Origin of the sequence: Pedobacter heparinus, from assembly GCF_032678725.1 — a bacterium.
Lineage (GTDB): Bacteria > Bacteroidota > Bacteroidia > Sphingobacteriales > Sphingobacteriaceae > Pedobacter > Pedobacter heparinus_A.
The window spans coordinates 202147-214994 of the sequence record NZ_JAVTSC010000007.1 but is presented as its reverse complement, the minus strand read 5'-3'; the positions used below and the strand labels follow the sequence as shown (position 1 = coordinate 214994).

Below are 12848 nucleotides of genomic sequence, written 5' to 3'. Positions count from 1 at the left end.
TAATCTATTTAAGCATAGTAAAATATTCTGCCAGCGGGCCCAGGGCCAGAGCAGGGAAATAAGAAAGGGCGTTCAGCACGATGATAACTGCAAAGGTCATCAGCGCAAAAGTCAGGGTATCTGTTTTCAGCGTACCAGCCGATTCCGGAATATATTTTTTAGATCCCAGCAAACCTGCGATGGCAACAGGGCCAATGATGGGCAGGAAGCGGCCAAGCAGCAAAACAAAGCCCGTTGCTACATTCCAGAATACGTTGTTATCGCCCAGACCTTCAAAACCGGAACCATTGTTGGCATTAGATGAAGTCATCTCGTAGAGCATTTCTGAGAAGCCATGAAAACCTGGGTTATTTAGCCAGTTCTTTGGCAGCACAGACCAGGCGGCATCACCATGATAGGTAATTACATAGCTGGCCAATGCTGTTCCTGTTAAGATCAAAAAAGGACTAAGCAGGGTAATCAGCGCAGCAATTTTTACTTCTCTTGCCTCCACCTTATGACCCAGGAACTCTGGCGTTCTTCCCACCATCAACCCGGAAATAAACACAGCAATGATGAGATAGATGAAATAATTCAGCACCCCGACACCGCAGCCCCCGTAAAAGGAGTTGATCATCATACCCAGCAGCTGCCATAAGCCGGTCAGCGGCATCGTACTGTCATGCATGTTATTTACCGAACCTGTAGAAATGATGGTAGTAACAGTACTCCAGTAGCCCGATATCGCTGGCCCAAACCGGACTTCCTTACCTTCCATGGCCCCGGTAGCCTGGGATATACCCATTTTAGCGATTGCCGGGTTTCCTCCAAGTTCAGAACTTACCGTCGGAATCAGCAGTAATAGCATACCAATCGTCATTACACTGAAGATAACCCAGGCCAGTTTCTTGCGCCTGATAAAAATACCAAATGCGATCACCATAGCAATAGGAATAATTACCTGCGCAATAAGTTCAACGGTATTGGTGATGTAATTGGGGTTTTCCAGCGGATGTGAAGAGTTTACACCAAACCAGCCGCCACCATTTGTCCCTAAGTGTTTGATGGCAATAAAACCAGCTGCCGGACCTCTGGATACATTCACGGTATCTCCCTGAAGTGAAATGAACTGATCTTTGCCCTCATAGCTGCTTGGTGTGCCGTTAAAAGCAAGAATGATTGCCATAACCAGTGATAAAGGAAGCAGCAGACGAGTGATAGATTTAACGAAAAATTCCCAAAAGTTGCCCAGTTTAACACTTGTTTTGTCCCGGAATGCTTTAAAGAAGACTACCGCTGCCGCAATGCCAGTTGCGGCACTTACAAACTGGAGGAACATCAACACAAAATGCTGGGTAAGATAAGTCACGCCAGATTCTCCTGAGTAGTGCTGCAAGTTACAGTTCACTACGAAACTGATAATGGTGTTAAAGGAAAGATCTGGCGTCATGCCTGGGTTACCATCAGGGTTTAGCGGCAGTTTATCCTGGTACATCAGGACAAAAAATCCGTAAACTAACCAGACCAGGTTGATTGTCAGCAGCGCTTTCATGTGTTGCTTCCAGTTCATCTCTTCTTTAGGATTAATGCCGGAGAGTTTATAAATTCCGGATTCAATAGGTTTTAAAAAGTCTGTCCAGACTTTTTCTCCGGCAAATACCTTAGCCAGGTACTTGCCCAGCGGAATAGCTATTACCAGCGTGAGCCCGTAGGTGGCTATGATTCCAAGTAATTCAGTGTTCATGGTGTTTGATTAAAATTTTTCAGGTTTGATCAGCACGTAGATCATGTAGATGAAGACGGCGATGGCGATTAGGAATAATGCAGTCATGATTTTTTAGATTTTCTCGAACCAGTCGATTGATTTGTAACATACCCAGCAGATCAGGAGCAAGGCAAGAAGAAGTAGGATTGTTAACATAATTTCTTTTGTTTTTTGAAAGCTTATAGCCAATTGGCATACCACCATCAGCCACCAATACATAAAACACTGAACAACAGCCAAAAACAAAAAAAATCAATTTAAAATCTTTTTCGTCAAATAAAAGAACCCTTCCAAAATGGAAGGGTTCTTTGCCATTTTGGAGTTGTGAACATTATTGATTTTTACTGATGTTATTCATGAATCTGCTGGAGTTTTCCAGCAAAATGCAGACAGGATAAACAAATTTTGTAAATTGAGTTAAAATACTGCTTATGAAAGCCCTCCGGTTCATTCCTCCATTTGTTCGCGAGAATGGAAAGATCATCGCCAGTTTTATATTTACAGTTTTCTTTCTGGCCCTTTCCATCTGGTTCATCAAGCATGAGCAAAGCGAACTGAAGCAGGTAAAGCAGCTATTGCTTACCGCCAACTGGATCTGGATTTCATTGGGCATTGTCATAAGTATAGGTTATCTATTTGTACATGGGATGATGTATAAGTCTGCTTTTTCGGCTATTGGAAGCCATATTTCTTCAGGAGATGGCACATTGCTATACCTCAAAAGAAATTTCGTAAGTGTATTTTTACCTGCCGGAGGGGTTTCTTCTCTTGCTTTCTTCAGCGGGAACATTGAAAAAAAGGGAGTATCTCAATCCCAGATCAATTTCGCCTCTTCTATATATGGTTTTGTCGGTATCCTATCTGTAGTGGTCGTGGCCATACCAGTGTTCATTTATGCAATTTTTGAAGGTAGCATTGGGTATGGTGAATGGTTTGGGTTGGTTGCTGTACTTGGACTGATCGCAGGTATATATGTGTTGTACAGGTCTGTGATCAGCAAAGGAACAATATATCTGCTCCTCATTAAATACATTCCGGTAATAGAGGTTTATGCCGCAGATTTCCGTAGCAATGCAATAGAACGAAACAGCTTTCTGAAAACATTAGGTTATAGCGTATTGATAGAAATAATAGGTGTTGCGCACATTTATATCGCCATGCTGGCCTTAGCTATCCATCCTTCTTTAGTTGATGCGCTGGTTGCCTACATCGTCGGTGTGGTATTCCTGATCATATCTCCATTTTTAAGAGGACTTGGTGCCGTAGAAGCATCAATGACTTTTATGCTGATGCGATTGGGATATTCGAGTGCTGAAGCAGTATCCGTAACCTTTGTATACAGATTTATGGAATTCTGGATTCCGATATTGCTGGGTGCATTCAGTTTTCTTTTAAAGATCAACAGGCTCCTGATGCGCATACTGCCGGCTTTATTACTGCTGATGATGGGCATCGTGAACCTGATCTCGGTACTTACCCCAGCCATTCATTCCAGACTTGATTTTCTGGAGGATTTTCTTCCGATCGAAGCGATCAGGGTTTCCAATTATTTTGTATTCGCTGCAGGGTTATTCCTACTGGTTACGGCTGCGTTCATGCTGAAGGGATTGCGGATCGCCTGGTACTTTGCACTCGCACTATCTATGGTATCACTTGTTGGCCATATGACCAAGGCGATAGATTATGAGGAGGCAAGTTTTGCACTCTTTGTGATTGTCATCCTGTTTGCTTCAAGAAGAGAATACTACATTAAAACAAATCCAAAAACACGTTCACTTGGTATCCAAACTACTTTACTGAGCATTGCAGCTGTACTGCTATATGGGACCATTGGATTCTATTTTTTGGATAAAAAACACTTCAATATAGATTTTAGCTGGCTGCAATCTGTCAGGTATACCTTAGAGAATTTTATCCTGATCGGGAACAGCGATTTGATACCCAATGACCGGTTTGCACGCAACTTTTTGTTGTCCATTAATATCAGTGGCTTCCTTTCTGTTGCCTTCCTTGTCTATGCCCTGATCCGGCCGTATATCCATAAACCTGGTACTGAAGATGATGACCTGGAATGGGCAAAGCTGCAATTGGAGAAATATGGAAACACTGCACTGGACTATTTCAAAACCTACGGTGATAAGCTCATTTACCGGGAAGCGGATGGTTTTTTGGCCTACCGCCTTTCCGGAAATTTTGCGGTAGTACTGGAATGCCCGGTATGTGCGCCGGAAAAGAGAATGCAGTTCATCCGGTCTTTTGACGCCTATTGTGCGGACAAGGGTTTAAAGAATCTCTATTACCGCGTTCCTGAAGAAAGCCTGGCAGATTTTGATATGCTGAACAAAAAGAAGCTGTTTCTTGGACAGGAAGGTATTGTTGACCTGCAATCTTTCAGCCTGGATGGGGGAAACCGCAAGTCGATCCGCAATGCGATCAGGAAAGTCTCAGAAAATGGTTATATCAGCAAAATCTATGCTGCTCCCGTAAAAGACGGTATTTTGCAAAGGCTGAGGTCAGTTTCTGATGAGTGGCTGAAAGAAACCGAAAGGGAAGAGATCGTATTTTCGCAAGGGATGTTCGACTGGGATGAACTTAAATCGCAAACCATCGTAACCGTAGAAAATACGGAGGAAAAGATTGTTGCTTTTTTAAACCTGATACCAGACTATGCTGAGGGTGAAGCTACCTATGATCTGATCAGAAAAACGGCCGATGCTCCAAATGGCATCATTGATTTCATCATGGTGGCCATGTTTGAGCATTTAAAGCTGCAGGGTTTCAAAACGGTAAATATTGGATTTGCGCCAATGTCCGGTATCAGTCAGGCGCACAATATTCCTGAGCGCTCCATGAAATTTGCATATGAAAAGATTCGTTCTTTCTCCAGGTACAAAGGGTTACGGGATGCCAAAGAGAAGTTTTCGCCGGTATGGCACAATAAGTATTTAATATATAGCCAGGATTATGACCTGCTGCAGGTGCCCAAGGCTTTGAACCATGTCATCAAACCCTGAAAATTATAGATAACCGCCATGAAATATATCCTGCTGCCCATACTATTGCTATGCTTTAATAGTAAAACTTCGGCCCAAACCGATACCAGTTCGGTAACCTATGGCAAGTTTGGTAAGATTTTGGTATACCATCCCAAGGGTACGCCAACTTCAGTAACCTTATTTGTTTCCGGAGATGGTGGCTGGAAGAACGGGGTTATTGACATGGCAAGAACATTAGTAGCCCAGGGCTCGATGGTATTGGGAATTGATGCAAGACATTATAGCTATTACCTTTCCAAACAAACTGCCGATTGTTTGTATCCTGCTGCTGACTTTGAGGAACTGAGTCTTTCTGTGCAAAAGAAGTATAAGTTTGGCAATTACTACAAACCCATACTGGCAGGCTATTCCTACGGTGCAGTGCTGATATACGGCATTTTGGCACAGGCCCCGGCAAATACATTTAGAGGTGCAATTGCCTTAGGGTTTTGTCCGGATATCAACCTTAAGCGACCTTTATGCAAAGGAACTGGGCTTACACAGCATGTTTTAAAGCCAGGTGTCTCGTTTTATATTGAAAAAACGGCTAAACTAACTGCCCCCTTTATTGTACTCAATGGGCTGAAAGACCAGACCTGTCCTTTTGCTGCTACCCAAGATTTCCTAAAAGGCATGCCTAATGCGGAACTGCTGCCCTTACAAGTAGGGCATGGGTTTTCAGTTACTGCTAACTGGAAGGCTGCCTTGACCCAGGCTTATCAAAAGGTAGAAAAGGCAGCGGTTTTTGTCAATACTACTCAGGATAACCTGCCGTTGAATGTTGTCACATCGATGGATAAAAACAATCTGCCGATGGTTTTTATGATCTCCGGCGATGGAGGCTGGACCAGTTTTGACCAGGCACTTGCCGAGGCTCTTGCGGCCAGGGGTTTACCTGTAGTTGGGCTGGACGCCCAGAAATATTTTTGGAAAGAAAAAACACCAAATGGTGCTACAGCAGACATTGCTAAGGCAATCCAACAATACAGTAGCCTTTGGAGCAGAGACAAATTCATTTTAGCAGGATACTCTTTCGGTGCCTCAATTGTGCCTTTTGTTGCCAGCAGGCTTTCGGCGGCCTTGAAGTCAAAACTGAAAGCAGTTGTTTCCCTCTCCCCGGACGAATCTGCCGATTTTGAAATCCACATTGCCGACATGCTGAATTTTGGTAGCAACCATCCCTACAACGTGATTGCCGAATACAAAAAAATCAGAGAAATACCTGTTGTCTGCCTTTTTGGCGCTGCAGAGGATACTGAAAATATAGTCCGGTTTAGTAAAGCAGGTATAAAAGTGAAAACTATCCCTGGAAACCATCATTTCAATGATGACTTTTCAGGGATAGTAAAAGAAATGCTAAACTTGATCAACAACCAATATTAAGCCAGGTGTTCTCCGCAACAGTACCATTTTAGTATTATTTTGCTTCCATTATTGGCTTTACTTCCGTTGTATCTTTTGGTAAAGTTGGTACCTGATAATTACCCGAATCTATATTCACTTTGGGAAACAACTTTTTTAAGGCAGTCCAATCTGATCTTTGAACATTGGTCCGATAAAGATAAATCACCCGGATACTTTTTAACTTGCTCAATTGGGCCAGTCCGTTTGCAGTTACTTTTGTCCCGACCAGACTTAGCGATTGGAGCTGGTCCATATTTTTTAGACTTTCGAGGCCCTTATCGGTTATTCGGGTATCATTTAAGCTCAGGCGTATTAGGTTTTTGCAGTTTTTTATGGCTTTTAGTGTAGCATCATTTACCGATTTATGTTCTAGTTTTAACCAGACCAGCTGATCTTTTACAGCTTTTAAGGCATCCATAACACTATCAGCAGTGGAATGGGCATTGATAAAGTTTGCCGTTAAGTAATTGCTGTTCTGCCCAACAGGAACGATCATTACACCTGCATTATTTAAGCGCATGATATCTTTGTCACTGGCAGCGTCAATTTCCTTTGCCGGAATATCTGCCAGTTTGTTCAGGGCAATTCCGGCTGTACCTTTTTCCAGCGCAGCTAAAACGGCCTTAATGTGATCGGGCTGATGAAGATCTTTCACTTTTTTATCAAACCGGGCACCGTTATTTATCCACCAATGCAACAAGGCAATTTCATGCTGGCTAAGCTGTGGCTTTTCTTTTGGTGGCATATGCTTATCGTTACTGCCCGGCAGCAGCAGGCGCCTGATCAGCTCACTTTCGTCGGCTTTACCTTTAATGATGGTATTGCCTTCTTCTCCGCCTTTTAAAATATAAGCCTCCAGGTCTAACCGGAGTTTTCCCTTTTGTTTCTCCGTTCCGTGACAACTGTAACACCTGTTTTTGAGCAAAGGCTGGATGGCATCCTGGTAAACAAGCGCTTGCTGAATATTTGGAATGGCCGGAATGGCTGCCCTGGCCTTAGCGCCATCTTCTTTCAGCGGAGCGGTTAAATAATCTGAGCCATGTGTCAATGAGCCGCCCAAATGTCCGGTAGCAGAAATCAACACCATCAGCAAAACGGCAATTCCGGTAGATGCCCTGGCATCAGTCTTTGCATATTTATGGACCAGTAGCAACACAACAGAAAGGGCTGCAACCCCTATCCCCATCCACTGGTGGTAACCAACCAGCTTACCATCGTAGTCGCCGCTACCAGCCAAAAAATAACCCGTAATGCAGGAAAAAACTGCACTGATTGCGCCTAAAAATAACAATATGGCGATAGCAGGCCGCAGGTTTGCAAATTTTGGGCTAAGGCTAAGCACCAGAAAAACACAGGTAACGAGCAGGATTCCAATGGGTAAATGAACCAATACAGGATGAAAACGGCCAAAAAATTCTAACATGATCGCTACAGGGATTAAGATTGGTACCGCTTTCTTAGTAAATTCATCATGTACACGTTAATGGCCCACTGGTCTGCCACAGGCTGGCGTGTATAAGGTAAGGTCGGCATATAATCTGCCGGACCAAACTCTGTTAAGATCGTCATGCGCTCCCCGTTCCTCTTTTTCCGCTCCACAACTTTATCCCACCAGGCCAAATGTGCTTTAACTGCATTTTCCCATTCAGGTGCCCGTGGATCATTTACCTGTGGCCCTTCAGGGTGTCCGATCCTGGAGTGGATATGCGCTACCCTTTCCAGTAAAAAATCTACTGTTTCTTTCTGATCGGCCAACAGGCTTTCATGTACATTGCACCAATGGGAGATGTCCAGCGTCAGGCGAAGTTCCGGGTTTTTCTCTGCAAAATTTTTAGCAACAGTAGCTGCAAACAGCATTCTTCCCCGATGGGTTTCATGGTAAACAGGGATGCCGGTTGCTTTTGTTTTTGCAGTTGTGTAATCTATGAAGGGTTTATTTTGCGCATAAGTAAAATAATCCTTTCCCGAATGGCAGTTTACATAAACCGGCTTTTGATAAGGATTTGCACAAATGGCATCCAGGTTTTTCCTGAAGAGTTCAAAATGATCGGCTGCAACTGGCTGGTTTCCCCCTCCGCATAAAAAGCCGATCTGCAGGTCATGTTTTTTAACTGCCTCAAATAGTTCTTTTTGACTTTCCACCTTATCTCCGGGCCACCATACTTCAATGCCATCGTAACCTTCTTTTTTGGCTGCAGCACAAAATGCTTCCCGGCTGCCTGCAAAGCCCCAGTCTGTTTGCATAAATAAGAGTTCAAACCCTTTCCTGGCCGCGATTTTTGGCATTCCACCGGCAGCAAATTCTTCCAATGGCTTTAACAGTGCTGCAGTGGTTAAGCCCGCAGTTTTTCTAATAAAATTCCTTCTTGTTGGAGACATAAATCAGATTTTATGCAATGATTTCATGGATTACTTTTCCGCCTACATCGGTTAGCCTAAAGGGTCGCCCCTGAAAAGGATAGGTAAACTGTTCGTGGTTAAAGCCCAGCTGGTTCAGAATTGTTGCCTGAATATCAAAAGCGTCTACTTTTCCGCTAATGGCGCTGTAGCCGATTTCATCTGTTTCCCCATGACTAAAGCCCTTTTTAATACCACCACCGGCCATCCATATGGTAAATGCTTCCGTATGGTGATCCCTGCCTTTGAAGGGGTTTTGCGCACCGTTCCTGTTTTCCATCATCGGGGTACGCCCAAATTCGCCTCCCCAAACCACTAGTGTTTCTTCCAGCAGGCCCCTTTGTTTCAAATCTAACAATAAAGCGGTTATCGGCTTATCAATGCTTCTGCATTTGTTCTTTAGCCCAATATTTAATGAGTTGTTGGGGCTATCGCCATGGGCATCCCATCCCCAATCAAAAAGCTGTACATAACGGACACCCTTTTCTACCAGTTTCCTGGCCAGCAAAACATTATTGGCAAAACAAGCTTTACCTGGCTGAGTACCATACATCTCATGGATATACGCAGGTTCATCATTGATATTCATCACTTCCGGCGCCGAGATCTGCATCCGGTAGGCCATTTCATATTGTGCTATACGCGACAAAATCTCCGGGTCGTTATATTCCTGATATTGTTGCTCGTTTGCTTCATTTATGGCCTGGATAGAGGCCTGGCGCAAATCTCTGCTCAGCCCATCGGGATCTTTAATAAACAAAACGGGATCTCCCTCACTGCGACACTGCACCCCCTGGTATACCGAAGGCAGAAAGCCACTGCCCCAAACACTTTTGCCTGCATCCGGAAAACTGCCACCACTGGTCAATACCACATAGCCCGGTAAATTCTGGTTTTCGGTACCTAATCCATAAGTTACCCAACTGCCGATACTTGGCCTCCCCAAACGCGGGCTTCCGGTATGTACCAGCAATTGCGCCGGAGCATGGTTAAACTGATCTGTTTTCACCGCTTTTAGAAAGCTCACTTCGTCTACCAGTGTAGAAAAATGAGGCAGGTTTTCACTAACCAATGCACCACTTTGCCCATACTTTGCAAAGCTGGCCTGCGGGCCCAGCATTTTAGGTACCCCGGTAATAAAGGCAAACTTCTTCCCGGCCAGTAAAGAAGGCGGACAATCCTGTCCGTCCATTTTCATCAGCTCAGGTTTATAATCAAACAGTTCCAATTGTGAAGGCGCTCCTGCCATGTGAAGATAAATCACACTTTTGGCCTTTCCTGCAAAGGGGGGCGATTTGGGCAGTAAAGGATGTGCAGGATCATAGGCAATCTTTGTTTGAGGACCTGAAAACAAATTGCCACAGCTCCCCAATAATGACCCCATGGCCAGCGCTCCAAGTCCCATGGCACTTTCTTTTAAAAAATGTCGCCTGGTCAAGCCACTCAACTGCGCTTCCTGTGCTTCCTTAACCAACCTGTACGCATTTAATTCATCTCTGGTCATGTCTTTAATTTTTGGTAACTACCTCATCCAAATTCAACATCGCATTGGCCACCAATACCAGGGCTGCATCTTCGGGCTTTACCGGTTTCTGTTTGTTTCCCATAAATGCGGATGCGCTGACCGCATCTTTTTTAAAGGCCAGCAAAGCTTTATCGTACAAGGCTTCAAAAATTTTCAGTCTGTTTTGCGGAATGGGCTTGTAAAGCATCATAGAATAGCCTTTTGCAATTTTGAGGGAAGCGCTTTTTTCACCAGTTTGCTGCATCCGGACAACAAAATGCCTGGCCATATCTACATATGCAGAGTCGTTTAAAGTTACCAACGCCTGTAAAGGTGTGTTGGTCCTTATCCGCCGCGGGCTACAGGCCACACGCGATGCGCCATCAAAGGCTATCGCCGATGGATATGGGGCCGTTCTTTTCCAGTAGGTATAAATTCCTCTGCGGTATTGGTCCTCACCATTACTTTTTTTCCATTTTGCACGGTTGTACGGCGAAAACCAGATTCCTTCAGGCTGCCAGGGCATAACAGGCGGGCCGTACATTTTTTGGCTCAACACGCCGCTTATTGTCAGGCACTGGTCCCTGATCTGTTCAGCACTCAATCTTACCCGCGAGCCTCTTGCATAAAACTTATTAAACAAGTCTTTTTCTTTTAATTCATCAGATACTTTAGAATCCTGGCGATAGGTGGCAGCCATTACCAATTCCTTTAACATCTTTTTTATGCTCCAATTGTACTTGTACATCAATTGCCAGGCCATATAATCCAGCAGTTCCTGGTGGGTCGGGGCCATTCCCTGCGTCCCCATATCCTCCAACGTTTCTACCAGGCCGGCACCATACAATTGTTCCCAAAGCCTGTTTACCATTGTTCTTGACACCAGGGGGTTCCGCTTGTCTGTTAGCCACATGGCCAGTCCGGTACGGTTTGCCGGGGCATTTTTTGGCATTGCATAATTCAATGAACCGGGTACGCCCACTTGTACCTCTTTTCCTTTTGCCGTCCAGGCACCACGTTCAAACACGTAGTTTTTCCTTTGCATGGCCGCAGGATTTTCGATCATCACAGGTGTGGTGGGTACGCGGGCATTTAACAAGTCGTTAAAAGTTTTTTTACTGGCTTCATATCCAGGTTTACCTTTGCCCGGCAATTGCTGCGAAAAATGGAACCAGTCAAAAAACAAGACCAGTTCTTCGGGATTGTTCAATGTAGGGTTGGCATACCTGATGTACACATCATGTATGCCCTTCTGCTTTTTAAAACCGGCATAGGCATTTTGATAACCAGCAGCCGTATCCAATGGCAATGAAGCCAGAACCGGACCATCAGGTGCATCAATATGCAGGCTCATCCGGCCTCCCGGCTTATTAGATTTGTATCTGAAGATCAGCTGATCTGCATCCTCAAGGTCGACATGCTTCAATCTGGCTACAGCATTATTCCTGAAGTACAGGGCAATGTTGTTGTTACCGATCACTGCACGCTGCAGGTCATCGGCAGTAGTAGAGTTGATAGCAGGCTGTCCGGTTTTCAAAAACAGTTTGACTTCATTTGCAGCCTTTTCAGAGGAAACTGCTTTCACCCAGCTGGTCAGCTTATTGAGCTCGGTAGTCAGCGAATCATTAAACTGCTTTAACAATGGATACTCTGCCTGTACATCCTCATCCCTGGTATTGTTAAAATACGACATGAACTTATAATATTCATCGTGCTTAAAAGGGTCATAAGGATGACTATGGCATTGCACGCAGGAAAACGTGGTACTCATTAATCCCTCCCAGGTTGCATTTACCCGGTCTAACACCGCGGCCGTTCTAAATTCTTCGTTATTGGTACCACCTTCATCATTGGTTGGCGTGTTCCGGCTAAAAGCAGTGGCAATATATTGGGCATCAGTAGGATTCGGCATCAAATCTCCTGCAATCTGATCCGTTATAAATTGATTATAGGCCATATCTTTATTAAAGGCCTTTATTACCCAATCCCGATAGGCCCAGATATTTCTATTGGGATCTGATTCATAGCCTTTGGTATCGGCGTATCTGGCAATATCCAGCCACATCGAGGCCCAGCGTTCACCGTAATGCGGAGAGGCCAGCAAGGAATCGACCAGTACATTGTATGCCTTCGTTTCATCCTTACTGTTTAAGTAATATTGTGCTAGTTTTTCTGATGGGTACATCCCGATAAGGTCCAAGCTGACACGCCTTAATAATGTGCCCCTGTCTGCCTGAGGGGAAGGCTTAAGGTCGTTTTCTTCCAGTTTGGCATAAATAAATTTGTCCAGACCGTTACGGATCCATTCATTGTCTATATCTGGCAGATCTGTAGCCTTTACAGGCAGGTAAGCCCAATGATTGCCCCATTTTGCACCCTGCTTAACCCAGGTACTTAAAATAGTTATCTCCTTGTCATCAAGTGCCGGATGCTTATAAGGCATTCTTTCTTCCGGATCATCAGACTTTATGCGTCTGATAAACTCGCTTTCTTCAGGATGGCCAGGAATAATTGCAGGCTTCCCACTTTTTGTAACACCAAGGGCCTCCGCTCTGAACAAAACACTAAAACCACCCTGCTGCTTTACCCCGCCATGACAGGAAATACATTTCTTATTGAGAATTGGCTTTACATCTGCATTAAAATCTACCTGTTTTTCAGCAGTAAATAAAGAAAAGAAGATAATACCTGAAACTAAAATGAAGGTTAACGCAATAAATATTTTCTTTCTTGATAGCATATAGGGCTTTGTAATTTAAATCTA

General features: G+C 44.3%; 8 protein-coding genes. 2 read left to right on the top strand and 6 right to left on the bottom strand.

Translation table 11 applies throughout. From position 1 onward, the window contains the following. Positions 1-4: 4 nt before the first annotated feature. Both kdpA and R2Q85_RS12895 read right to left on the bottom strand, forming a co-directional pair. Positions 5-1723, bottom strand: coding sequence for a potassium-transporting ATPase subunit KdpA (gene kdpA / locus R2Q85_RS12900; RefSeq protein ID WP_316812202.1), 1719 nt, complete (start codon positions 1721-1723; stop codon positions 5-7). A 9-nt stretch (positions 1724-1732) separates the two neighbouring features. Further along, entirely contained in the window at positions 1733-1810 is a 78-nt protein-coding gene (locus R2Q85_RS12895) for a potassium-transporting ATPase subunit F (protein WP_316812245.1), read from the bottom strand. Positions 1811-2175: 365 nt separating this feature from the next. On the opposite strand from R2Q85_RS12895, the gene R2Q85_RS12890 reads away from it, so the two are divergent. Beyond that, positions 2176-4758: a phosphatidylglycerol lysyltransferase domain-containing protein gene (locus R2Q85_RS12890; RefSeq protein WP_316812201.1), complete on the top strand. Its 2583-nt coding sequence runs from the start codon at positions 2176-2178 to the stop codon at positions 4756-4758. An 18-nt stretch (positions 4759-4776) separates the two neighbouring features. Further along, positions 4777-6162, top strand: coding sequence for an AcvB/VirJ family lysyl-phosphatidylglycerol hydrolase (locus R2Q85_RS12885; RefSeq protein ID WP_316812200.1), 1386 nt, complete (start codon positions 4777-4779; stop codon positions 6160-6162). A gap of 34 nt (positions 6163-6196) precedes the next feature. Here R2Q85_RS12885 and R2Q85_RS12880 read toward each other — a convergent pair whose 3' ends face one another. Genes R2Q85_RS12880 through R2Q85_RS12865 form a run of 4 tightly spaced genes read right to left on the bottom strand, consistent with a single transcriptional unit; the run spans position 6197 to position 12824 of the window. Further along, complete coding sequence (locus tag R2Q85_RS12880) at positions 6197-7606, bottom strand: c-type cytochrome domain-containing protein (RefSeq protein ID WP_316812199.1); 1410 nt, start codon at positions 7604-7606, stop codon at positions 6197-6199. Positions 7607-7620: 14 nt separating this feature from the next. Next, complete coding sequence (locus tag R2Q85_RS12875) at positions 7621-8562, bottom strand: sugar phosphate isomerase/epimerase (protein ID WP_316812198.1); 942 nt, start codon at positions 8560-8562, stop codon at positions 7621-7623. Positions 8563-8572: 10 nt separating this feature from the next. After that, a complete protein-coding gene (locus R2Q85_RS12870; RefSeq protein WP_316812197.1) occupies positions 8573-10084 on the bottom strand; it encodes a DUF1501 domain-containing protein in 1512 nt (503 codons plus the stop codon). A gap of 4 nt (positions 10085-10088) precedes the next feature. Further along, on the bottom strand, positions 10089-12824 hold the full coding sequence (locus R2Q85_RS12865; protein ID WP_316812196.1) for a DUF1553 domain-containing protein: 2736 nt from the start codon (positions 12822-12824) through the stop codon (positions 10089-10091). Positions 12825-12848: the final 24 nt, after the last annotated feature.

Bases quoted from the DNA above. Each gene is read 5' to 3' on its own strand.
- R2Q85_RS12870 (WP_316812197.1), bottom strand. From the start codon at position 10,084: ATGACCAGAGATGAATTAAATGCGTACAGGTTGGTTAAGGAAGCACAG.
- R2Q85_RS12885 (WP_316812200.1), top strand. From the start codon at position 4,777: ATGAAATATATCCTGCTGCCCATACTATTGCTATGCTTTAATAGTAAA.
- kdpA (WP_316812202.1), bottom strand. From the start codon at position 1,723: ATGAACACTGAATTACTTGGAATCATAGCCACCTACGGGCTCACGCTG.
- R2Q85_RS12865 (WP_316812196.1), bottom strand. From the start codon at position 12,824: ATGCTATCAAGAAAGAAAATATTTATTGCGTTAACCTTCATTTTAGTT.
- R2Q85_RS12875 (WP_316812198.1), bottom strand. From the start codon at position 8,562: ATGTCTCCAACAAGAAGGAATTTTATTAGAAAAACTGCGGGCTTAACC.
- R2Q85_RS12895 (WP_316812245.1), bottom strand. From the start codon at position 1,810: ATGACTGCATTATTCCTAATCGCCATCGCCGTCTTCATCTACATGATC.
- R2Q85_RS12880 (WP_316812199.1), bottom strand. From the start codon at position 7,606: ATGTTAGAATTTTTTGGCCGTTTTCATCCTGTATTGGTTCATTTACCC.
- R2Q85_RS12890 (WP_316812201.1), top strand. From the start codon at position 2,176: ATGAAAGCCCTCCGGTTCATTCCTCCATTTGTTCGCGAGAATGGAAAG.